The 23091-nt window shown below is 62.3% G+C and carries 21 protein-coding genes and 2 tRNA genes; 13 read left to right on the top strand and 10 right to left on the bottom strand.

Translation table 11 applies throughout. The features are described from left to right. Position 1 precedes the first annotated feature (1 nt). Positions 2-2965, top strand: coding sequence for a DEAD/DEAH box helicase (locus E8L03_RS14215; protein WP_244963532.1), 2964 nt, complete (start codon positions 2-4; stop codon positions 2963-2965). Positions 2966-3106: 141 nt separating this feature from the next. Here the strand turns inward: E8L03_RS14215 and truA are convergent, their stop codons facing one another. From truA to fliJ, 3 genes are read right to left on the bottom strand one after another with little or no spacing between them, the layout of a single operon-like run. After that, entirely contained in the window at positions 3107-3919 is an 813-nt protein-coding gene (gene truA, locus E8L03_RS14210) for a tRNA pseudouridine(38-40) synthase TruA (protein WP_144234217.1), read from the bottom strand. 21 nt (positions 3920-3940) lie between these two features. Then, positions 3941-4675: a MotE family protein gene (locus tag E8L03_RS14205; RefSeq protein ID WP_171267695.1), complete on the bottom strand. Its 735-nt coding sequence runs from the start codon at positions 4673-4675 to the stop codon at positions 3941-3943. Further along, complete coding sequence (fliJ, locus tag E8L03_RS14200; protein WP_144234219.1) at positions 4617-5057, bottom strand: flagellar export protein FliJ; 441 nt, start codon at positions 5055-5057, stop codon at positions 4617-4619. Before fliJ ends, E8L03_RS14205 begins: the two co-directional genes overlap by 59 nt. A 293-nt stretch (positions 5058-5350) precedes the next feature. Between fliJ and E8L03_RS14195 the strand changes: the two genes are divergently transcribed. After that, positions 5351-6550 carry a glycosyltransferase gene (locus tag E8L03_RS14195; protein WP_171267694.1) on the top strand — a complete coding sequence of 400 codons (1200 nt, stop codon included), beginning with the start codon at positions 5351-5353 and terminating at the stop codon, positions 6548-6550. A 133-nt stretch (positions 6551-6683) separates the two neighbouring features. On the opposite strand, the gene E8L03_RS14190 is transcribed toward E8L03_RS14195, so the two are convergent. Continuing rightward, positions 6684-7532, bottom strand: a complete 849-nt coding sequence (locus E8L03_RS14190; protein ID WP_144234221.1) for a hypothetical protein — start codon at positions 7530-7532, stop codon at positions 6684-6686. 149 nt (positions 7533-7681) lie between these two features. Between E8L03_RS14190 and E8L03_RS14185 the strand changes: the two genes are divergently transcribed. Continuing rightward, a complete protein-coding gene (locus E8L03_RS14185) occupies positions 7682-9274 on the top strand; it encodes a leucyl aminopeptidase (RefSeq protein ID WP_171267693.1) in 1593 nt (530 codons plus the stop codon). A 250-nt stretch (positions 9275-9524) separates the two neighbouring features. On the opposite strand, the gene E8L03_RS14180 is transcribed toward E8L03_RS14185, so the two are convergent. Further along, positions 9525-10385, bottom strand: coding sequence for a 1,4-dihydroxy-6-naphtoate synthase (locus E8L03_RS14180; protein ID WP_171267692.1), 861 nt, complete (start codon positions 10383-10385; stop codon positions 9525-9527). A gap of 151 nt (positions 10386-10536) precedes the next feature. Here E8L03_RS14180 and E8L03_RS14175 point away from each other — a divergent pair, with 151 nt between their 5' ends. From E8L03_RS14175 to E8L03_RS14160, 4 genes are read left to right on the top strand one after another with little or no spacing between them, the layout of a single operon-like run. Beyond that, positions 10537-11205 (top strand): TetR/AcrR family transcriptional regulator, encoded by a 669-nt coding sequence (locus tag E8L03_RS14175; RefSeq protein ID WP_144234224.1) that lies wholly within the window; start codon positions 10537-10539, stop codon positions 11203-11205. Then, positions 11199-12323: an aminofutalosine synthase MqnE gene (gene mqnE / locus E8L03_RS14170; RefSeq protein WP_171267691.1), complete on the top strand. Its 1125-nt coding sequence runs from the start codon at positions 11199-11201 to the stop codon at positions 12321-12323. Before E8L03_RS14175 ends, mqnE begins: the two co-directional genes overlap by 7 nt. After that, positions 12317-13465: a cyclic dehypoxanthinyl futalosine synthase gene (gene mqnC, locus E8L03_RS14165; RefSeq protein ID WP_244963531.1), complete on the top strand. Its 1149-nt coding sequence runs from the start codon at positions 12317-12319 to the stop codon at positions 13463-13465. The genes mqnE and mqnC overlap by 7 nt, the downstream gene beginning before the upstream one ends. Continuing rightward, a complete protein-coding gene (locus E8L03_RS14160) occupies positions 13462-14334 on the top strand; it encodes a menaquinone biosynthetic enzyme MqnA/MqnD family protein (RefSeq protein ID WP_171267690.1) in 873 nt (290 codons plus the stop codon). Before mqnC ends, E8L03_RS14160 begins: the two co-directional genes overlap by 4 nt. A gap of 238 nt (positions 14335-14572) precedes the next feature. Here E8L03_RS14160 and metK read toward each other — a convergent pair whose 3' ends face one another. The 5 genes from metK to E8L03_RS14135 all read right to left on the bottom strand — a co-directional run bounded on the left by metK (position 14573) and on the right by E8L03_RS14135 (position 19828). Next, positions 14573-15742: a methionine adenosyltransferase gene (gene metK / locus E8L03_RS14155; protein ID WP_144234227.1), complete on the bottom strand. Its 1170-nt coding sequence runs from the start codon at positions 15740-15742 to the stop codon at positions 14573-14575. Beyond that, entirely contained in the window at positions 15739-16455 is a 717-nt protein-coding gene (locus E8L03_RS14150; protein ID WP_235896517.1) for a DUF502 domain-containing protein, read from the bottom strand. Before E8L03_RS14150 ends, metK begins: the two co-directional genes overlap by 4 nt. Next, positions 16452-17324 (bottom strand): pantoate--beta-alanine ligase, encoded by an 873-nt coding sequence (gene panC / locus E8L03_RS14145; protein ID WP_171267689.1) that lies wholly within the window; start codon positions 17322-17324, stop codon positions 16452-16454. The genes E8L03_RS14150 and panC overlap by 4 nt, the downstream gene beginning before the upstream one ends. A gap of 135 nt (positions 17325-17459) precedes the next feature. After that, a complete protein-coding gene (ahcY, locus tag E8L03_RS14140; protein ID WP_144234229.1) occupies positions 17460-18893 on the bottom strand; it encodes an adenosylhomocysteinase in 1434 nt (477 codons plus the stop codon). 17 nt (positions 18894-18910) lie between these two features. Then, complete coding sequence (locus tag E8L03_RS14135; protein ID WP_144234230.1) at positions 18911-19828, bottom strand: ArsR/SmtB family transcription factor; 918 nt, start codon at positions 19826-19828, stop codon at positions 18911-18913. A gap of 249 nt (positions 19829-20077) precedes the next feature. Here E8L03_RS14135 and E8L03_RS14130 point away from each other — a divergent pair, with 249 nt between their 5' ends. From E8L03_RS14130 to E8L03_RS14105, 6 genes are all read left to right on the top strand, one after another. Continuing rightward, entirely contained in the window at positions 20078-20557 is a 480-nt protein-coding gene (locus E8L03_RS14130; protein ID WP_144234231.1) for a DciA family protein, read from the top strand. 131 nt (positions 20558-20688) lie between these two features. Further along, on the top strand, positions 20689-20979 hold the full coding sequence (locus tag E8L03_RS14125) for a hypothetical protein (protein WP_144234455.1): 291 nt from the start codon (positions 20689-20691) through the stop codon (positions 20977-20979). Positions 20980-21194: 215 nt separating this feature from the next. After that, positions 21195-21268 (top strand) — tRNA-Gln (locus E8L03_RS14120). Between the two features lie 19 nt (positions 21269-21287). Further along, positions 21288-21365: transfer RNA gene (locus E8L03_RS14115), tRNA-Glu, on the top strand. Between the two features lie 310 nt (positions 21366-21675). Beyond that, positions 21676-22626 (top strand): GAF domain-containing protein, encoded by a 951-nt coding sequence (locus E8L03_RS14110; RefSeq protein WP_171267688.1) that lies wholly within the window; start codon positions 21676-21678, stop codon positions 22624-22626. Positions 22627-22630: 4 nt separating this feature from the next. Beyond that, a complete protein-coding gene (locus tag E8L03_RS14105) occupies positions 22631-22816 on the top strand; it encodes a hypothetical protein (protein WP_171267687.1) in 186 nt (61 codons plus the stop codon). Positions 22817-23091 lie beyond the last annotated feature (275 nt).

Here is a 23091-nt window from a genome sequence, read left to right as displayed (position 1 = left end):
CATGGCCGGACGACGAATACTTGACCAGGTCATGGCGCCGCTCCTCGGTGCCGGCGATCCGCAGGACGAACTGCCCAGCGGCTCTGTGGACGAGTATGTGGACGCCCTCAAGTCTTCGCCGCGGCTCGGCTCCCAGGTGGTTTACCACCGCATCCTCTCTGGCCGGGAGCCCGAGTTCGCCCAGCCGGTGCGGCCGTGGCCTCGCGCCGTGGAGAACCTGCTCGCAGCGCGCTCCATACCCGCGCTCTACGCCCACCAGGTGCACGCCACGGACCTGATCCGCGCCGGCCGCCATGTGGTGGTGGCCACGCCCACGGCCAGCGGCAAGACCCTGGTCTACAACCTGCCGGTGCTGGAGCGCTTTCTCCACGATCCGGACGCCCGCGCCCTGTACATGTTCCCGCTCAAGGCCCTGGCCCAGGACCAGCTCAAGGCCTTCAACGAGTTGACCTCCAGCTGGCCGGAGTCGGCCCGCCCGCGCGCCGCCATCTACGACGGCGACGTGAGCGACTACGCGCGCCGCAAGATACGCGAGAACCCGCCGCATGCGCTGCTCACCAACCCGGAGATGCTGCACCTGGCGCTGCTGCCGTATCACGAGAAGTGGTCCACCTTCCTGGCCGGGCTCTCCTTTGTGGTGGTGGATGAGGTGCACACCTACCGCGGGGTGATGGGCTCGCACATGGCGCAGGTCTTCCGCCGGCTGAATCGCGTGGCCGCGCGGTTCGGGGCATCGCCCACCTTCATCTTCTGCTCCGCCACGGTGGCCAACCCCGGGGAGCTGGCTCAGAGCCTGACCGGCCACGATGTCGCGACCATTACGGAATCCGGCGCACCGCAAGGGAAACGCCACTTCGTATTTCTGGACCCGTTGGAGGGCGCGGCCCACGCCGCGATCATGCTCCTGAAGTCCGCCCTGGCCCGCAACCTGCGCACCATCGTCTATTGCCAGTCGCGCAAGCTCACGGAGCTCGTCTCTCTCTGGGCGCAGGACAAGGCCGGCCCGTACAAGGATCGCATCAGCGCCTACCGCGCGGGCTTTTTGCCCGAGGAGCGGCGCGAGATCGAGGCGCGCATGACCTCCGGCGAGCTGCTTGCGGTTATTTCCACCTCGGCCCTGGAGCTGGGCATCGACATCGGCGCCCTCGACCTGTGCATTCTCGTGGGCTATCCGGGCACCATCATGTCCACCCTGCAGCGCGGCGGCCGCGTGGGCCGCAGCCTCAAGGAGTCGGCCGTGGTCCTGGTGGCTCAGGAAGACGCCCTGGATCAATATTTCATGCGCCACCCCGAGGACTTCTTCGAGCGGCCGCCCGAATCGGCCGTGCTCAACCCGTACAACGAGGTCCTGCTGGCCCGGCACCTGGACTGCGCCGCGGCCGAGTTGCCCCTAACCGAGGGCGAGCCCTGGCTGCAGGTGCCCGAGGTGCGACAGGTGGCCGCGGCCATGGAGGCCGAGGGGCGGCTGCTGCGCTCCAAAGAAGGCGACCGCATCCTCTCCCGCCGCAAGCAACCGCATCGGGAGGTGGACCTGCGCGGGGCCGGGGCCTCCTACCGCATCGAAGCGCTGCCGGACGGCAAGTCCGTGGGCTTGGTGGATGAGCACCGCGCCTTCCGCGAGACCCACAAAGGGGCCGTGTACCTGCATCGCGGCAAGACCTATCTGGTCAAGGAGCTGGATCTCGGTGCGCGAACCGTAACCGTTACACCGGCTCGCGTGGACTATTACACTCGTGTGCGCGGCTCAAAAAATACCGAAATACTCGAAGTCTACGACTACGGGAAGGTCTGGGGAACGCGCATCTTCCGGGGCAAGCTGCGGGTTACGGAGTTTGTTACGGGGTACGAGAAACGCAAGGTGAAGGGCGGCACGCTCATGACCATCGTGCCCCTGGACCTGCCGCCTATGGTCTTTGAAACGGAAGGGGTCTGGATCGAAATTCCCACGTCCGTGCAGCGGCTTGCCGAAGATCAGTTCTACCACTTCATGGGCGGCATTCATGCTCTGGAGCACGCGATGATCGGCATCCTGCCCCTCATCGTCATGACGGACCGCAACGACCTGGGCGGCATCTCCACGCCCATGCACCCGCAGGTGGGGTTGCCGGCCGTGTTCGTGTACGACGCTGCACCCGGCGGCGTGGGCCTCACGCGGCTGGCATTCGCCAAGGCCGAGGAGCTCATGGAGCGGACCCTGGACGTCGTCGCCTCCTGCCCGTGCGATCTGGGCTGCCCGTCCTGCGTGCACTCGCCCAAGTGCGGCTCCGGCAACCGACCCATCGACAAGGCCGCGGCCCTGTTTCTGCTCGGCGCGCTTCAGGATGCACCGCCGCCAGAGATTGGACCGCAATATTTGCCGCAACTGCCGGACCAGAAGGAAGAGACCTCTATCGACGGCGTCGCCGTCACAGCGGACATTCCCAAAGCGCAATTACGGTACGCTGTTTTAGACGTGGAAACGCAGCTTTCAGCCCAGGAGGTGGGCGGCTGGCACAAAGCCAAGGACATGCGCGTCTCCTGCTGCGTGGTCTACTACTCGGACACGGACGAGTACGTCGCCTACCGCGAGGACGAGCTGCCCGCCATGTTCGACCGGCTCCAGGAGCTCGACCTCATCATCGGCTTCAACATCCTGCGCTTCGACTACGCGGTGCTCGGCCCCTACGCCGGTGGGCTCGATCTCCACTCCCTGCCCACCCTGGACATGCTCCAGGAGGTGCGCCGCCGGCTCGGCTACCGGCTCTCCCTCGACGCCCTCGGCGCCGCCACTCTGGACGCGCAGAAAACCGCCGACGGCCTCCAGGCCCTGGCCTGGTGGAAGGAAGGCCGCCTTGACGAGATCATCGAATACTGCACCAAAGACGTCGAGCTCACCCGCGACCTCTACCTCCACGGCCGCGAGCACGGCTACCTTCTTTTTACCAACAAAGCCAAGCAGACCGTCCGCCTGCCTGTCGAGTGGTAGCTCTGTAGGACTAGGCTACGAGGGGCGCTGCCCTCAAATCTACTAGGTATCGATAAGCTCAAACGCAGGAGCCGCTCCGATGATGCCGTGGCGGCTGCGAGCGCCAGGATGTGCGGGGCAGGGCAGAAGAGCCCTTGCGGATCAATCGTCCGGATAGAAGATGCGTTGTAATGTGAGACCCTGTGCCGGCGCGGTCATGGGAGCCCGGGTGCGATCCTTGCCGTCCAGGATGTGTTGGACGTCTGCCGGGCGCAGCTTGCCCCGGCCCACGGCCACGAGGCAGCCCATCAGGTTGCGCACCATCTGCTTGAGGAATCCGGTGGCCTCGAACCGCCAAGTCTCCTCCGGCCATTCCGGCGCGCCGGGCACGTGGCCGGCCTGGATGCAGGCAACCGGCTCGATGCCCAGGACCTCGCGCACGGTCGTCTTGGTCACGCTGCCCACGTTGGTGAAGGCGGCAAAGTCATGCTTGCCTGTCAGCAGGGCGGCGGCTTCCAGCATGGCGTCCCTGTCCAGGCTGTCCACCATCCAGACAAAGCCCCGGCGGTGCGGCAGCACGAAGCGCCGCGAGAGCCACAGCCCGTATGTGTAGATTTTGCGTTTGGAGTAGAAGCGGGCGTGGAACTCGTCGTCCACGTGCTCCACGCGTACAACGCTGACGTCGCGGGGGAGCACGCCGTTCAGTGCGAGCTGCCAGTCCATGGGTTTGGCGCGCTCCGGTACGTCCACATGCGCCACCTGGCCCACGGCGTGGACCCCGGAGTCCGTACGGCTGGCGCCGTGCACGCGGGGCATGTGCTCCGGACCGCCCAGGATGGTTGCAAAGGCTTCCTCCACAACGCCCTGAACCGTGCGGGGGTTGGTGCCGGTGCCTGCGCCGGGCACGCGCTCCTGAATCTGCCAGCCCTGAAAGCGCTTGCCTGTGTAGGCCAGTGTCAGCTTGAGTCGTTCCACGCGTTTTGCCTGTTCGGCGATTTATTGGAAAGTTCCCTGCATGCGGGTCAGCTTTTCGGACAGTCGCGCCGCTTTCTTGGCCTCCACGTAGGTGAGAATCTCGCCGGCCTGGCGTCCGCGCATGCCTGCCAAAATCTTGACCGCGATGCTTTCGTCCAGAGTCTGCAGGACCTGGGCGGCCTGCTTGGCCTTCATGTTCGAGTACACGTCGATGAGGTGGCGCAGCTTCTGGTCGCTGACCTTGTTGGCGTCTTCCAGCATCCGGGCGAGCTTGGCCTCCAACTCTTGCATACGTTTGAGCTTGGCGTCCAGATCCTGCTCCAACTGCTTGAGCTGCAGCTCCTTCTGCTCCAGCTGGGCCTGCTTTTCCATGAGCGCCTTGCGGTCCGGCGCTTCAGCCGCCGCCTGGGTGGCGTTGCCGGTCGAGGTGGGGGCTGTCTGTGCAAACGCCGGCGTGGCCGCGTAGGCATAGCTGGCAAAAAGGGAGTCGCGGGTGATGCAGCCTTTGACCCACTTCTGGCCCCCGCCTTCCACGCGCTGGTCGGCCGGAACCTCCTCGCACAAGGAGGCCTTGCCCTGAACCATGAGCGAAGCATACTGCACCGCGTGATCCAGGTTGACCATGGGCACATCCACGACCATAGCCGCCATAATCATGACCTTGATGAAGACGGTCAGCAGGATGAGCGTCAAGAGTTTAGAGATCTTGAGGCCGGTAACGAAGCGTGGCCGCTTCGTCGAATTCCTTTTGCTCACGGAGTTCTTCTTCCTCGTCATGGCGTATCTTCTGCTTAGTCTTTAGTTTTTCCAGGAGCTTACGATCCTTGGAGCGGAACACGGCCTCGCGCCGACAGCGGTTTACCATCTGGGCCAGCTCCAGCAGCCTGCGGTCCGCTTCCTGGAGCTCTTGCACGAGCCGTGCCTTGTAGTTGCGCCACAGCCACATCTCTTGCGGGCTGGGCTCGTTGTCGTACAAGGACTCCTCGTGCCGCTCCAGGGCATCGCGCATTTCCTGCACAAGCTCCACCTGTTTGGTGTAGGCGTGCTGCGCCTTGGCCAGAGCCATTTTGGCCTGTTCCTCAAGCTGTCCGCGATAATCAAGGACGCGCTGCAAGGCAAATGTAAAGGGTCGTGTCATGGCAATGGTCCGCTGTTCCTTCGGCAATTGCATGGCATCAAAGCAAATTGCGGGCCGAAGAAGGCCGCGGCCCTCCAAGATCCTGCTGCCGGGTATTGCCAAACGCAGCGGAAGCGCTTCGGAGCAACGCTTAAAACCGATGTGGGTGCGCCGGATCGCGGATCAATTGCGGGGAAAATCGGCAACCATACGTTGTCAGCGGCGGCGTTTCCCTGTACCTGCACGAGAGTCCGGCGGCTGCGACCGCCAAGAGTTCGACTCCGTTCCACAGACCACGATCCGCCAAACGAACCATGAGCATCTTTCTCGTCTGTATTCTCGTTCTTGCCCTGCTCCTGTTGGGAGCCATCGCCCTGCTGGGGCGCCCGCATATCCGCATGGCCAACCAGGGGCCGCGTCCGGCCGACCATCCGGCCTTTGCCAGCCTGCAGGGGAAATGGCCCAGCGCCGGCCTCATCATCCCCATGCACGGCGACAGGCCCACCATGCGCCAGGCCGTGGCCACACTGCTGGACCAGGACTACCCGGACCTCACCGTCGCTCTGGTGACAGCCGATGCGAGCGACCCGGCCACGCGCATCGCCAAAGACTTTGCCGCCGAGCTGACCAACGTGCACCACGTGGTTGCCGGCGAGGCCGAGACCAACGCCCAGAAGCTGCACAACCAGCTTGCCGGCATCGCCCTGCTGGAGAGCATGGACTCGCCACCCGAGGTGCTCGCCTTCAGCGACTCCACGCACATTGCACCACAGGGCCACCTGCGCGAGCTCGTCGCCCCCCTGGTCAAGGCCGAGGCCTTTGCCGTGACCGGCTACCACCGCGTTGCGCCGCAGGATTCGAAGCTGCCCACGCTCATGTACGCCTTTGCCGTGCTGGGGCTCCACCTCATGCAGGGCATCCCCATGCTCTCTCAGGCGTGGGGCGGGGCCATGGCCATCACCCGCCGCGCCTACCACCAGTACGGCGTGGACGCGCTCTGGCGCACCAACATCGTGGACGACGTCTCGCTTACCGTGCTTGCCCAGATGCTGGGGTTCCCCATTGTCAACGCCTCGCGCGCCTGCCTGGTTTCCCCGGCCGCAGGCACGACCTTCTCCTTCTGGACCGCGTGGCTCACGCGCCAGATCCTCTACCTGCGCTTCTGCATGCCAGGCACGTGGATCGCCGCGGGCCTCGGCTTTCTGCTGCTGGCGTTGCCGCCGTTCCTCGCCGTTGGACTTCTCCTCGCCGCCGTGCTTGGCTGCGCTCCGCTCTGGGCCGGGCTGGCCGGCATCGTCTACCTCGCCGTCGGCGCCGTGCTCCTCGCCAGCACGCGCGACCTCATCCCGGAGCGGCCGCCCCTCAAGCCCTGGCTCCTGGCCGGGCTGGCCACCCTCGTGCTCTCGGCATGGTGCTACCTGCGCACGTGGACCGCGCGCCGCATGTACTGGGGCATCAAGGCCTACGCCGTGGGCCGCGGCGGCCGGGTGAAGCAGGTGGATACTGTTCGCTGAGGGAGGCACGGCTATGCCTCCGGCGGCTGGGGGAATACTATCCCTCTGGACCCCAGAATAGGGTCCAGGGAGCAATGCTCCCTGGCGGGGTTCAAGGGGCAGAGCCCCTTATCATGAAACAGAGAACTGGTGCTTAAATCATCTGATTGAGCAGCATGCCCGCCTGTGGGGCGGCGTACTGGGCTGCGGCAGCCATGTCGTAGGCCGAGGGAGCGGCGGCGCCGCTTTCTTCGGGCACGGCCTGGGCGATGAGGCGCTGGAGGCGATCCGGCGTCAGAGTGGTGGGGTCGAGCTCGGCCTGCTCCAGAGTGGTCACGGTCTCGTCGGTAAGGGCGCCGCCCTCTGCCAGGCTGTCGCGCAGCATGTCGATGAGCGAGGGCAGGTCCACGTCGTCCAGACTGCCGCCCAGATTGGCCGCGTTGAGGGCGGAGGCCATGTTCTGGCTCACCTCGGGCGTGACGGCGAAGAACGTTTCCTGGAAGCCGTTGTCGAAATAATCGTTAAGGGCGTTGTTCAGCTCGCCGTTGAGCTGTCCCATGAGCGTGTCGCCGGCGGCGAACCCGTAGTTCTTGTCCACCATGCGCACCACGTTGAGCAGGCCCTTGCCCAGGTTCTCTTCGGACAACGGACCGTCGCCCACGCTCTTGTAGATGATGCCCATGGCGGCTGTGGCGGCGTCGTCGCCGAATTTGCCACGGATGAACTCCGCCGTCTGCGCCAGGGCGCTCCCCAGGCGGGACGCGTCCGGTTGCTCGGTTTGGGTGCCTGCATCGGTCTGCTCAGAAGCTGCGGCGTCGCTGGGCGCGCTTTTCGTCGCGGCGTTAGGAGAGTCTTGAAGCCGGCGCGCCATGTCCAGGCCGAACGCATCGCTGGCGTCCGATGCGCGGCGGGAGCTGCCGGACAGGGTGAAGCCTTGGCCGGATGCGGCGCCGTAGCCCGAAAAGGACTGGAACAGGGAAGTTGTCGTACCGTCGATCTGCATGGGAAATCCTCGCTGGATTACCCTTTGGATCGGCAGATGTGCGCAAGGCTTTAGTGTTCCGGGTTATTCTTTGTGATTCCGCGATCAGGGTTGCACGAATGCGGTGCGCGACGTAGATATGATAGCTCCGAACAACACCCGGAGGACCAATGCCCATAGAACTCACCCCCCTGGAATCTACCCGTTGGGAAACCGACGCCTTGCTCCTGTTCGCCTTTGAGCCTGATGACGAGCATGCCGCCGAAAGCCTCGGGCCCGAGCTTTTCGCCCGCTTCCCGGGCCTCACCGCCCGCACTCTGAAAGCCGCGCCCTGGCTGGCCGAGCATACCGGTCTGCTGGACTGCCGCGGCACATCCCTGGATGTGTGCGTGCTCCACGCCCCTGGCAACGCCCCCATACGGCGTGTTCTTATCCTGGGGCTTGGCAAGCGCGCGGATCATACGGCGCAACCCGATGCGGGCCCCCAACGCCTGCGCGAGGCAGGCGCCGTGGCGTTGCGCAAGGCGCGGGAGCTGCGCTGCGACTCCGTAGCCATTCCCGGCGCTGCCCTGGAGACGCTGGCCGAGTACCTGACATTGCGCTATCCCCTTGCCACGCTTCCGGAAGCATGGGCGCTCGAAGAGCTCGCATACGGAATGTATTGCGGATTGTATACGTATCGTAAACACAAGACGGAAAAGGATCCCACGCCGCCCGATCCGTCTACTATCAGTCTGTTTTTGCAGGAGTCTCCTGCGCCGGAGCTGGAGCAGGCCGCCTTGCGCGCGGAGGCTACGGCCCTTGGTATTACGTTTGCGCGCGATCTGGTGAACGGGCCGCCCAACCATATCACCCCGGCCGCCATGGCCGACGCAGCACAGGCCCTGGCCGATGCCTATGGGTACTCCTGCCGCGTGCTCGACGCCCAGGACTGCGTCGACCTCGGCATGGGCGCGTACGCCGCCGTGTTTCGCGGCAACCCGGAGGCGGCACGGTTCATCGTGCTGGAGCACACTCCCGAGGGCCACGCCGAGGACGCGCCCCTGGTCTTTGTGGGCAAAGGCGTGACCTACGACTCCGGCGGCCTTTCGCTCAAGCCGTCCAACAGCATGGCCACCATGAAGGATGATATGTCCGGCGCGGCTGCCGTGCTCGGTCTGTTCCGCGCCCTGGGCGAGCTCAAGCTGCCGCGGCGCATCGTGGGTCTGATGCCCTGTGCGGACAACATGCCCGACGGCAAGGCCACCCGCCCCGGCGATGTGGTCACCAGCCTCTCCGGCCTCACCGTGGAAATCCTCAACACCGACGCCGAGGGTCGTCTGCTGCTCTGCGACGCCCTGGCCTACGCCAAGCGCTATGACCCGGCCGCGATCATCGACCTCGCCACCTTAACCGGGGCCTGCGTCGTGGCCCTGGGCTACGGTACGGCCGCCGTGTTCACGGAGAATGAGGCCCTGGAAGAGACCATCCGCGAGCTCAGCCTGGCCATTGGCGAGCCTTTCTGGCCTATGCCTCTGTGGGATTCCTACGCCGACGTGCTTAAGAGCGAGATCGCCGATATCAAGAACGTGGGCCCGCGCGAAGGCGGCGCCATCCATGCCGCCAAGTTCCTGGAGAAGTTCGTGGATCCGGATACGCCGTGGGCGCACCTGGATATCGCCGGCCCGGCCTGGGCCGAAAAGGCTACGCCCCTGTGCCCCGAAGGCGGCACCGGCTTTGGCGTGCGCACTCTTGTCCAGCTCGTTCTGCGCTGGCAGTCGTGATCGCCTGATATATTCGATGTGTGGTGCGAGGGGCTCTGCCCCTCGCGCACCCCGCCAGGGAGCTTAGCTCCCTGGACCCAACTTTCTGGGGCCTACGATTCTCCAGGACAGGAGATTCGGACCGGTGCGCGACGCGAACCGACCGTAAAAATTCTGGTCCTTAGAATAAGGATCAAGGGGACTGTGGTCCCCTTGCAGGGGGCTTGTTGGGGGACGGCGTCCCCCAACGCCGGGGTTCTTCTCGCCTTCTTTACTCCGGAAAAATCGCCGTCACAGGCGCGCGGTCCTGCACGTCGCGGGCGCCGTTGAGGAATGTCCGCACGCAGGCTTCGCCTTCGGAACCCAGCTCCATGCTGAAGTTGTTGACAAAGGTCTGCACGTGCTGGCCGATGACGCGGGGGTCCAGCTCCTGGGCGTAGCCGGCGATGAACTCGCTAGCGCGTTCCGGGTGGGCCAGGCCGGCGGCCAGGCTTTTGCGCAGGGCCTGCTCCATGGCCACATGTGCTTCCCGGCCAAGAATCCGACGCATCACGATGACGCCCAAGGGGATGGGCAGCCCCTTGGCCTCTTCCCACCACGCGCCCAGGTCCTGCACCTTGGTCAGGCCATGCTCCTGAAAAGTAAAGCGGCCCTCGTGGATGATAACGCCGGCGGGAATCTCGCCGCGCTCCACCGCGCCCATGATCTCCGAGTAGAGCATGACCGGCCGATTCGCCTCTGTTGATGGGCCCAGCCCTTTGCTGCGGCCGCAGAGCTCCAGAAGAAGCGCGGCTGTGGTCATGCGGCCGGGGATGGCGATGGGGCCGGCCCAGATGTCCTCGATGGAAACGTTCTGCTGAGCCAGCAGAAGCGGGCCGCAGCCGTAGCCCAGCGCGCCGCCGCAGCGCAGCACCACGTACTCGTCCAGCATGAAGGCCGCGGCATGGGCCGAGACCTTGCACACGTCCGGCTCGCTGGCCAGGGCCATGCGGTTCAGCTCCTCCACATCGGCATAGGTGGTGTCGAAGGTATACGGGGGCGGCGTCATCTCGGGTTGCGCCTCCGGATGCAGCAGGCCGTGGAAGATGAATGTATCGTTGGGACAGGGGGATATGCCGAGTCGCAGCTTCATTGTCGTATCCGATGCCAAAGGAAAAAGGTGGAACCCGGATTGACAGCATCCGGGATGAGTCCTACAAACGCCCTGAATGACCAGGTGGTCATTCTGATACAAACCGCTGTTTCACGCAACCATGCTCCCCAAGTGAGCTGCCGTAAAGATCATGGAATCCATCCATCAAAATACTGACGCCCCGGCTTCAGCCACGTTTCTCAATTTGCCGGAGGAAAAGCAGCAACGCGTCTACCAGGCCGCGCTGGACGAGTTCTCGGCGCACGGCTTCGGCAGCGCCAGCTCCAACCGCATCGCGCGCGCTCTGGGCATCGCCAAGGGCTCGCTCTTCCAGTACTTCGGCAACAAGGAGCGCCTCTTCCACTACGTATTCGACCGTGTGGCCGGGCAGTTTGCCGAGCCTTTGCGCTCCGTACGCGACGCTACCCGCGATGAGCCTCTGGGCCAGCGCATCCGCGAAGCGCTCCTGACCGTCAGCGCTTTTCTGGAAGCGCACCCCGAGGTCTACCGCCTGTACACGCGCATGCTCTTTCAGGAGTCTTTTCCGTTACGCGAAACACTGCTGTCACGAGTCCGCAGCCTGTCCACGAAATACTGGCGCTCCCTGGTGGAGGACGCCAAGGCCCGCGGCGAGCTGCGGCCGGATGTGGATATGGAAGCGGCCGTCTTCTTTCTGGACGCGCTTATGGATCGATTCTTCCAGGCGCGCACCTTACCCTATATGGACACCGGCTTCGGCCTGCACGACGACGCCCGGCTGGACGCGTGCATCGACGCCCTGGTGTCCTGCATCGAGCGAGGTTTGATCGCACCATGCTGAACCCCCGATTCTACGAGGCCCTCGGAATAGACGACATCCGGGAAAAAGTGCAGGCGAGCGAGCGCCTGACCATCGAGGACGGCCGGCGGCTCTTCGAATGCCCGGATCTCTCCTCCGTGGCCGCTCTGGCCCATTATGTGCGGATGCAGCGCCACGGCATGCGCGTTACCTGGGTCCGCAACCGCCACGTCAACTACACCAACGTCTGCGCCAACGACTGCCGTTTCTGCGCGTTCCACCGCCGCGTGGGCGAGGAGGGCGGCTTTACCCTGAACCTGGACGAGATCGTGGACAAGGCGACCTCGGCAGGAGACATCACCGAGCTGCACATCGTGGGCGGCTGCCACCCGGAGCTGGGCCTCGACTTCTTCGAGACAGCCCTGCGCACCCTGCACAAGAAGCTGCCCAACACGAGCATCAAGGCCTTCACACCCGTGGAGATCGAGCATTTCGCCAAGCTGGAGTCCATCTCCACCCGCGAGGTACTGGAGCGGTTGAGCGCTGCCGGCCAGGAGATGATGCCCGGCGGCGGCGCCGAGATCTTCGACCCGGATGTTCGTGCGCGCATCTGCCCGGAAAAGGTGAGCGGCGACGAGTGGCTGCGCATCTCCAAGGAGGCGCACTCCATGGGCATCCGCACCAACTGCACCATGCTTTTCGGCCACGTGGAAAGCGTGGAGCACCGGCTGGACCATCTGGACAAGCTGCGCCGGCTGCAGGACGAGACGAACGGCTTCATCTGCTTCATCCTCCTGCCGTTTCTCATCAAGAACAGCGCGCTGGAGCTGCCGGAAGGATTCGCCGGCGTCTCGGCCCCGGATATCCTGCGGACCCTCGCCATCTCCCGGCTCATGCTCGACAACATCCCGCACATCAAGTCCTACTGGGTCATGCTCGGGGTCAAACTGGCGCTCACGGCACTGCACTACGGAGCGGACGACTTCGACGGCACCGTGGTGGAGGAGAAAATCGGCCATATGGCCGGCGCCTCCAGCGAGCAGGCCCTGACGCCGGAGGGCATTGTGGCCATGGCCTGCGACTGCGGCTTTACCCCAGTGGAGCGGGACGCCCTTTTCCGGCCCAAGAACACCGAACCGCAAGGAGAATCGCCGTGCTGATCGCAACCCTTCCGGACGCCGTCCGCTCCGTGGCCGACGCTGTTCTCGACGGGCAGCGCATCGGCAAGGACGAGGCCCTGCTCCTGGCCTACGAGGCTGATCTGCATACCCTCATGCGCCTTGCCCACGCCGTTCGCATGCGCAAGGCCGAGCAGCGCGGCGATGTGGAAAACGGCGTGGCCCGGGTTACGTATGTTGTGGACCGCAACATCAATTACTCCAACATCTGCAGCTGCGGCTGCAAGTTCTGTGCGTTCTTTGCCGCGCCCGGCGATGCGCGCGGCTACGTTCTTTCCACGGAAGAGCTGGAACGCAAGGTGGCGGAGACCGTGGCCCTGGGCGGCTCGCAGATCCTCATGCAAGGCGGTCACCATCCGGAGCTGCCATTTTCCTTTTACGAGGACATGCTGCGCCACATCCGGGACACCTTCCCGACCATCCACATCCACGCCTTCTCCCCGCCGGAGATCGTCTACTTCTCCGAGCTGTACGGCATGGAGGTGGCCGAGGTCATCCGCCGGCTGCACGAGGCCGGCCTGGCCTCCATTCCGGGCGGCGGCGCCGAGATTCTGGTGGACCGCGTGCGCAAGCACGTCGCCCCCAACAAGTGCTCGGCCGGGGCATGGCTCGGCGTAATGCGCGAGGCGCATCAACAGGGGCTCAAGACAACCGCCACCATGATGTTCGGCCATGTGGAAACGCGCGCCGAGCGTATCGACCACATGCTGGCCGTGCGCGATCTCCAGGACGAGACCGGCGGCTTCACCGCGTTCATCCCCTGGGGCTTCCAGCCGCACAACACGGCCCTGGCCAAGGACGAGAACGGCGCGGCCCGCCGCCCGCCCACAAGCTGCAGCTACATGCGGGTGCTCGCGCTCTCGCGCATCGTGCTGGACAACGTGCCGAACATCCAGGCCTCCTGGGTGACCATGGGACCGCAGATCGCGCAGCTCGCCCTGCTCGGCGGGGCCAACGACTTCGGCTCCACCATGATCGAGGAAAACGTGGTCGCGGCCACGGGCGTCAGCTTCTCCTTGCCTGAAAACGATATCCGCCGCCTCATCCGCGAGGCCGGATTCACACCGCGCCGCCGGCGCATGGACTACACCCTGCGCGACGACGATGCCGAGGACAAACAATGAGCGCATCGACTGAGCAGCACACGAAAATATCCATGAAGCTTGGGCGGATAGGCTACCTCAACGTCCTGCCCATCTACGAACCCATCGAGTCCGGCGATCCCGACGTTCTGGGCGATCTCGACTTTGAGATCGTAAGCGGACCGCCATCTTACCTCAACGACCGCATGGCCGCTGGCGAGCTACCCATCTCGTCCATGTCCTCTGTGGAGTATGGTCGCCGGCACGAGCAGTATCTGCTCATCCCGGATCTGGGCATTGGCAGCCGTGGACCAGTGCAGTCCGTGCTTCTGCTCTCACGCAAGCCCATCAAGGAGCTCAACGGGGGGGGCATCCTCGTCAGCGCCCAGACGCACACCTCGGCCACGCTTCTGCGCATGCTCCTGGCCGATCACTACGGCCTCGATTCATTGCGGTATACCACGGGAAACGCGACTGCGATTCTAGAGTCCGGCGAGCGGCCCCAGGCCATCCTCTGCATTGGCGACGAGGCCCTGACTCTGCGCCGCCACCCGGACTATCCGGTCCGACTGGACCTGGGCGAGGCCTGGCGGGAGTGGACTGGCTTGCCCTTCATCTTCGGGCTCTGGGGTGTGTCCCGCAAAACCTTCCAGGAGCAGCCGGCGCAGCTTCGCGCCGCGGCACGCGCTCTCCTTGCCAGCAAACGCGCCGGCGTGGCCAAGCTGCCCAGCCTGCTGCCTGCCGTCTCCCAAACCACCGGCATGACCGTGGACGAGCTCACCGATTACTTCGCCGGCCTGGTCTACGACCTCGGCCCCGAGGAGCTCGACGGGCTGCGCGCCTTCTACGCTGCGCTTGCCCGCCACGGCATCATCGACTCGGCTCCTGCGTTGGAGTTTATCGATATCTAAGGACGTAGGGGAGTTGGGCTCTGAGAGACGTTGTCCCGCAAGCTCTCTGTCAGGGGAGCAATGCACGGAACGGCATCCCCCTAAATTACCGTGGGCACATCCCGCAAGGAAGCCCGCGAGATTGCACAACACAAAGGCCGCGTCTTCCGAAGAGGGCGCGGCCTTGTGCATGGGGAAGCGGGGAGCGGTTCCTCCCCCCGCAAGAGTCACATTGTCTGGTCTTGCAGCAGACGCCGCCTTAGACCTTGGCGGCCGTACGGAGATCGTCCACAGCGTCGGTCCGTTCCCAGGTGAAGTCCGGGTTGGTGCGGCCGAAGTGGCCGTAGCAGGCGGTCTTCTTGTAGATGGGGCGGAGCAGATCGAGGCGCTTGGTGATGTAGAAGGGCCGGAGGTCGAAGACCTCGTTTACGGCTTTGGTCAGCAGCTCGTCCGGCAGCTCGCTGCTACCCATGGAGGTAACCAGCACGGAGACAGGCTCGGCCACGCCGATGACGTAGGCGATCTGCACTTCGCAGCGGGGCGCCAGGCCGGCGGCCACCACGTTCTTGGCTACGTAACGCGCCATGTAGGCGGCGGAGCGGTCCACCTTGGACGGGTCCTTGCCGGAGAAGGCGCCGCCACCGTGGTTGCCCATGCCGCCGTAGGTGTCCTGGATGATCTTGCGGCCGGTCAGACCGCAGTCGCCCATGGGACCGCCGATGACAAAGCGTCCGGTGGTGTTGATGAAGATGCGGGTATCCTTGTCGAGGTACTCGCCGGGGATGGTCTTGTTGATGACCTCCTCGCGCACGGCGTCCACGAGGTCCGAGTGGGTCACGTTCTCGGAGTGCTGCGTGGCCACGACAACGGTGTCGATCTTCTTGGGCACGCCGTCCTCATAGAGGAAGGAGACCTCGGTCTTGCCGTCGGGACGGAGGAAGTCGAGGATGCCTTCCTTGCGCACGTAGGCCAGGCGCCGGGAGAGCTTGTGCGACCAGTAGATGGGCGCAGGCATGAAGGTCTCGGTCTCGTCGCTGGCAAAGCCGAACATCATGCCCTGGTCGCCGGCGCCCTGGCTCTCGGGGTCGTCGCGGTCAACGCCCTGGGCGATGTCGGCGCTCTGCTTGTCGATGGACGAGATGACCGAGCAGGTCTCCCAGTCAAAGCCCATGTCCGAGTGGTTGTAGCCGATATCCTTGATGGTCTCGCGGACCACGGAGGGGAAATCGGCGTAGCCGGTGGTGGTGATCTCGCCGGCAATGAAGGCCAGGCCGGTGGTCACGAGGGTCTCGCAGGCCACGCGGGCGTTCTTGTCCTGGCTCAGAATAACGTCGAGGATGGCGTCGGATATCTGATCGGCCACTTTATCGGGATGGCCTTCGGTAACGGACTCGGAAGTAAAGTGGTACTTTCCCTTGTTCGGTATCATGTGGTCTTCTCCCTGGATTTCTTGAGCCCAGGCATTTTCAGGGCTCCATTCATTTTGCTTTTCCTCTGTTGCTCCGGGCTGAGAATGCCGCCGGACATGAGGAGCTTGAACGATTCTTCCACGCTCATGTCCAGAGGGATGACGTCATCCTCGGGCACGATGAGGTAGAAACCGGTAGTCGGGTTCGGCGTGGAAGGCAGAAACACGTTGATGCATTTCTGCTCGGTCTTATGCTGGACCTCGCCGGTGGCCACCCCCGTGACATATGCCAGGGCGTACAGCCCGCGGCGGGGGTACTCCAGGAGAACCACACGCTTGAACTCCTTGGAAGAAGTTATGGTGATGGTTTCCAGAAGCTGCTTCACGGCAATGTAGATCCAGCTCACGAAGGGGATCTTGGAGAGGAACCACTCCCAGAACTCGAGAAGCTTGCGGCCGATGAAGTTCCGTACAAGGAAACCGCTGAGGAACAGGACCATGAGCAGCAGCACAAGGCCCAGACCCGGGATATGGAACGGCAGGAGCTCGTCCGGCCGCCATGCCGGCGGGAGAACGTTCCAGATGCGGTCCACCCAGGTGACGAACAATCTGAGAAAGAAGATCGTCGCCACGAGGGGTACGAGAACAAGGATGCCGGCGACGATGTTCACCTTGAAGGCGGATTTCATCTCGGCGACAAGCCGCTGGAAAAAACGTCTTAGTATAGATTTCACTTCTCAGACTCGCGCCCGCTGGGCGGATCGATACGCAGGTTGTCGATGAGCCGCGCCTTTCCAAGACGTAGCGCAACGGCGACCCGGCAGGGGCCATCGGCGCGTGTCATGGGGACAAGGCTCTCGGGGTCAACGAACTCCAGATAATCCAGCTCTCCCAAAGGGAGATTCTTGGCGTAATACGATTCGACATACTGTCTGACCGCGGCTATGTCGCGCTCGCCTCCGGCCACCACATCCTGCGCCGCGGCAAGCCCCTTGTACAGCTGGGGCGCCTGGGCGCGTTCTGCTTCGGTGAGGTAGGCGTTGCGCGAGCTCAAGGCCAGGCCGTCGGCCTCGCGCACGATGGGCATGCCCACGATCTCGGTGGGCAACATCAGGTCGCGGACCATACGCTTGATCAGGGTGAGCTGCTGGTAGTCCTTCTCGCCGAACATGGCGATGTTCGGCATGGCGAGGATAAGCAGCTTGGTCACCACGGTGGCCACGCCGCGGAAGAAGGTGGGCCGGCTGACGCCGCAGAGACCTGCGGCCAGGCTCGGCACCTCCACCCAGGTGGCGTGGTCGGGTGCGTACATCGAATCGCGCGTGGGGGTGAACAGAACGTCCACGCCGTGCTCGCGGGCGAGCGCTTCGTCGCGCTCGGCGTCGCGGGGATACGTGTCGAGGTCTTCACCGGGACCGAACTGGGTCGGGTTTACGAACAGGCTCACCATGAGCCTGTCGGCGTTCTTTCGGCCATGGTCTATCAGCGTAAGGTGCCCTTCGTGCAAGTAACCCATGGTGGGCACGAGGGCGGTGCGCAGACCGGAGCAGCGCCATTCACTGGCGCGGGTCTGCAGATCGTATGGGTTGGTTACAATTTCCATGGCGTTTGTCCGGGGTGAGAATTTCGAGTGAAGCGTTAGCCTCTACACGTGCTGGAGGTTCGTTGTCCAGAGAGCGGACCCGGCGCCGGACAGGCGCCGGGAATGTCTCCATGGTTCCGGGAGCGTCCGGATTTCCTAATAGCGGTAGTGGTCCGGTTTGAAGGGACCTTCCACTGGCACGCCGATGTAGTCGGCCTGCTCCTGGCTGAGCTTCTCCAGCTTGACGCCCAGGCGCGCCAGGTGCAGCCCGGCGACCTCTTCATCCAGCTTCTTGGGCAGCACAAAGACCTCGTTCTTGTGGTCCTTGGCGGCCAGCTCCAGCTGCGCGAGCACCTGGTTGGTGAAGCTGGCGCTCATCACGAAGCTGGGGTGGCCGGTGGCGCAGCCCAGGTTCACAAGGCGTCCCTCGGCAAGCACGATGATGGAGCGGCCGGACTCCAGAGTCCATTTGTCCACCTGCGGCTTGATCTCGTCGCGGGTGCACTTGGGGTTCTTCTCCAGGTAGACCATCTCGATCTCGCTGTCGAAGTGGCCGATGTTGCAGAGGATGGCCTCGTCCTTCATCTTCTCCATGTGCGCGCCGGTCACCACGTGGTAGTTGCCGGTGCAGGTGACGAAGATGTCGCCCAGGGGGGTGGCCTCGTCCATGGTGGTCACTTCGAAGCCTTCCATGGCGGCCTGCAGGGCGCAGATGGGGTCGATCTCGGTAACCAGCACGCGGGCGCCGAAGCCGCGCATGGACTGGGCGCAGCCCTTGCCCACGTCGCCGTAGCCCACAACCACGACCACCTTGCCGGCCACCATCACGTCCGTGGCGCGCTTGATGCCGTCGGCCAGGGACTCGCGGCAGCCGTACAGGTTGTCGAACTTGGACTTGGTCACGGAGTCGTTCACGTTGATGGCCGGGAAGAGCAGGGAGCCTTCCTTGGCCATCTGGTAGAGACGGTGCACGCCGGTGGTTGTTTCCTCGGAAACGCCGCGGATCTTCTCGGCCACGCGCTGCCAGCGGGTCTTGTCCGTCTCGTAGCTCTTGGCCAGGCGGTCCATGATCATCTGGAACTCTTTGACGTCGTACGACTTGTCCAGAAGGGACGGGTCCTTCTCCACCTTGACGCCCTGGTGGATGAGCAGGGTGGCGTCGCCGCCGTCATCCACGATCAGGTCCGGGCCGGAGCCGTCGGGCCAGGTCAGGGCCATCTCGGTGCACCACCAGTACTCCTCCAGGCTCTCCCCCTTCCAGGCAAAGACCTTGGCGGAGCCGGCCTCGGCAATGGCGGCCGCGGCGTGGTCCTGGGTGGAGAAGATGTTGCACGATGCCCAGCGGATGTCCGCGCCGAGCTCGTAGAGCGTCTCGATGAGCATGGCGGTCTGGATGGTCATATGCAGGCTGCCGGTCACCTTGAGGCCCTTGAGGGGCTTTTGCGGCCCGTACTTCTTGCGAAGCTCCATGAGACCGGGCATCTCGTTTTCGGAAAGCTGCATTTCCTTGCGTCCCCAGGCGGCCTGGGAGATGTCCGCGACTTTGTGGTCGAGGCTCAGGTCGAGTTCGGGGGCTGTCGACTTCAGCATGCTTCCTCCAATGCGCTTCAGCGTTTGCGTGTTTTCAACAAGCGGACGAACAGGCCTTCGTTCACCGGGAACTCGGCCGATTCCTCCACATCAAATCCATACGTGTCGAGCCAGGAGTCCATCTCCTCGTGCTCGAATCCAAGCCAGCGGTCGCCGTAGCGTGAACGCATGGTCTCCCGCTGGTGTTTGGCAAAATCTGCGAGAATGAAGACGCCGTCCTTCTTGAGGACGCGCGACGCTTCGGCCACGCCTTTGCGCGGCTCGCTCAGGTGGTGGAACACCAGGCTGGTCACGACGCAGTCGGCTTCCCCGTCGCGCACGGGCAGGTGCTCCAGAGCGCCCAGGCGCAGGGATACGTGGCTGCCGTTTTCGCTGAGCCTGTGGCGGGCCGCATCCAGCATCTTGGATGAGGAGTCCACGCCGATGACGTAATCCGACTTGCGCCGGAGCACGTCCAGCAAACGGCCGGTGCCGCAGCCCAGATCCACCGCAGTGCCGCATTGCGGCAACCGCATCTCGATCTCGCCGGAAAGGTCGAGGCTGCCGAGAATCTCCCGCGAGAGCTTGTCCCACTTGTCGGAGATGGAGTCGAAAAATCGCGTCGTGGCGTGGGCTCTGTCCTCCAGGGCGCGCGCCGCCGCACTCAGGTCCTCGGTCTCGGCCTCCTGGTCCGGAAACATCCGGCGCAGGGTGGTCACCAGCTCCATGGCCGGGCTGTCCTTGTCCGCCTCATAAAAGACCCACAGCCCGTCCCGGCGCGAGGAGACCAGGCCGTTGTCGGCCAGGATCTTCAGGTGGCGGGAGATGCGCGACTGGCCCATGCCCAGCACGGAGACGAGCTCGTTCACGTTGAGCTCGTACTCGGAAAGCAGGCGGACAAGACGCAGCCGGGTTTCGTCGGCCAGCGCCTTGCAAAGGGGCAGGGCTGTCAGCATGGGTCGTGTGGCGGAGATCTCTCGTGGTGTTCCGGGTGGCTCAATCGATAAATCAAGATATCTTGATGCAGCTATTTATAGGCCCTGGCTCCCTCTGTCAAGCCGAATCCCGAAACATGGATGCTTTGTCAGGCCGGGGAAATACTGTTAGGATGGCCGCTCTCGACTTGACCTTTTGGCATTTATCTTGGTATGAGCGACAACTTTTCGTCTGGGCGTACGCGTCTTGGATGACGAGGGAGCCCGGTCATGGACCGAATCGGACGTACCCTGCCGCGATTTCTCCGCGCCAGCCTTGGCGCGGACCTGCCATTCCGCCTAGTGTTGCTGTGGCGGCACTGGGATGAGATCGTGGGCGAGGAGGTCGCGAGCCTGGGCCGGCCTCTGGGCAGACGAAAAACCACGCTGCGCATCGGCGTCGAGGACGTCATGGCCATGCAGGAGCTCACCTTCCATGCGCCGGACATACTCGATGCGGTGCACGGATTTTTGGAAGAGCCCGTGTTCGACACGGTACAGGGCGAGCTCCTGGGCGACAGGCACGGCGTGGATGCCGAGCGATTGACGATTCCCGTACGGGAAAAGCCAGTGAAGCCGGCCCGGATCGGCAGCCTGTCAGGCAAATTTGTGGACAATCCAACGATTGCGGAAGCCTACCGCAAGTACGTGGAATTTTTTAAAGAGCAAGAAAGCGGTAAGCAAAACCGCAATTCGGAGGAAGACACATGAGCGATGAAACGAAAGAGCAGGAAGTGACGGAAGAGACCGCCGCTGAGGCTACCGAGGCTCCGGCCGAGAAGAAGGCCGACGAGAACGAGCTGACCCTGGACAGCCTGGGCCTGAGCAAGCCCCTGGACAAGATGACCGCCAAGGAGCTCCGCCAGCTGGTCATGGACAAGATTCCCCAGATCACCGGCGCGTCCGGCATGGGCAAGGAAGAGCTCGTCGCTGCCATCAAGGAAGTCTTCGGCATTGTTGACGAGGAAGGCGCCGTCTCTCCCTACAAGAAGCAGATCTCCGGCATCAAGAAGGACATCGCCGGCCTGCGCGAGGAGCGCCTCCAGGCCAGCTCCCGCAAGGACCGCGAGATCCTGCGCAAGAAGATCAACAAGCTGAAGAAGCGCTCGCGCCGCCTCGCCCGCGCCGTGTAGCACCGCGCTTCGCGAAACACTCCGTAGCGGCGCGTCTGGCAGCGCTCCCGGTTCGCCGCGAAGTCCGGCCGGGAGAAGGGCGCCACAGCCATGTTCGCGCATGGTTTATGCCGCGCGGAAAGCAGGAACAACGCCGCCTGTAAAAAAAGCGGTCCTGGAGGCCATAAATGGTTGACAGGGAGGTTCCGGCTTATATATAGACTTCGTTCTCGCGCTGGGGGATCGTCTAGCGGCAGGACGACGGGTTCTGGCCCCGTTAACCAAGGTTCGAATCCTTGTCCCCCAGCCAATTTCATTTTCCGTCCTGCGTCCCCATCGTCTAGCCTGGTCCAGGACACCGGCCTTTCACGCCGGCGACAGGGGTTCAAATCCCCTTGGGGACGCCACCCGACCTTTCAGGGCTCACACAACCGTGTGGGCCCTTTTTTTGTTTCTGGGTTTGTCGCTGCTCAATTCGAGGGGCGGTTTCCTCTGCCCGTTGAAGCCAAGACATCAGGGCTAAAGCTAGCGCTGGCGGCGGGCATGTGCCCGGGCGGCTTTCAGTTTGCGATACTGATAAAGAGACTTGTGTATTTGCCTTTCTGCTTGCTACAGGAACAAGGAAGAAAATGAGGCCAGCGCCAAGGTGCGCGTTGCATCGAATAGGGGAGTTCATAGATGTTCTGCAATATTTAAGGGCGAGTGTAGAGGTGAGTAGTGAGAAGCTTACATGAGGGCATTAAAGAACGGTACGAAAATGCAAAGCATCATGTTGTTCGTTTCGCATCAAATATACAAACGATAAAATTAGTTGCTCAAATTGCGATAACAATCGTATCCCCAATCGTCTTCTCGCTATATGTTGGTCAACTCATTACTGCTGATCTTAAAGTAGAAAATATTTCAGTTTGGTGGACTATTAGCTTTGGATTGGTGCTAGGAGTTCATATAGCAAGTGCAGTTTTTTTATATTTTATAGCAGAATATAACACAGCTAAAGATTTTGCCTTTTATGAAAAGGCTTTGACTAAAGTTAATTATTACGAAAGGTACCATGAAGAAGTTTCCAATTTTCATATGGCCTTGAGGAAAGTAAATTTAAATGCAAAATCACTAAGTTTAAGATTAGTATCTGTTGAGGATCTAAAGAGTGATAAGACATATTTGGATACACTACTGGATCCAATCAAGCCTTGCCTATGTGAAATATTCAATTATAACCGATCTGCACATATGAACTTCGCAGTGTTCCTTGCCAATGAAGAGGAAAGGAAACTCGAGTGTGTTTATAGATATAGAAGCATGAAGTTAGAACGAATCAAGAAAGATATGCCAAGCAGATCGTGGCCCTACGGAGTTGGTCACGTGGGGGCTTGCTTTGTTGATGGTGATCCTATTGCGATAGATGATTTGACTACATTTGGTTACTATTCAAAAAATAAAAAGGATGATGATGATAAGTTTTATCGTGCTGCGATGTCTGTCCCTCTATGTCAAACAACAGCTTTGGCATTATCAGATGGGTATAAAGATGATATCAAGCCTGTAGGGGTTATAATTCTCACAAGTAGCCATCCTGGCCAATTTACGAAATATCATCTCGCGATGCTTGAGCTCTTGAAAAACCAAGTAGAAATGGTTATATCTAATGAAACCGTACAGGGGTAATGTCATGAGAAAGAAAAGCATTCCAGGCGGTTATGAGTTTATTAGACCTTCGGGGTTTGAAGATTTTCAATCCCCCTTTAGAGATTCAAGGGTGATTACCCTGGAAAAGGAATCCCCTAAGAAATCTGCTCATGAGATCCGCAAGGAAGAAGAAGTGAAAGTGCAGTGCTGTTCAACGGCACCGGCATAAGTTTGGCTTTCTCTAAACTCACTGCGATCAAAAGCCGCCTTGCCCGCCAAGGCGGCTTTTAAATTAATTTGTGTTTAACGAAAAAACAAAAGTTTACCTTTTAGTTCGATAAAGCCTCAGTCGTAAATTTGGTCGGGACATAGCAGTGAAAACCCGTTTTCCACGCCAGTAATCCGAGTGAAAATCGGTGAAATAAGGCTTCCAGCGTATCCTTTCACGCCGGCGACAGGGGTTCAAATCCCCTTGGGGACGCCACCCGACCTTTCAGGGCTCAC

It is taken from the genome of Oceanidesulfovibrio marinus (assembly GCF_013085545.1).
In the GTDB taxonomy this organism is placed as follows: domain Bacteria; phylum Desulfobacterota; class Desulfovibrionia; order Desulfovibrionales; family Desulfovibrionaceae; genus Oceanidesulfovibrio; species Oceanidesulfovibrio marinus.
The sequence above is the reverse complement of the archived record's forward strand: the minus strand, read 5'-3'. Positions and strand labels throughout refer to the sequence as shown.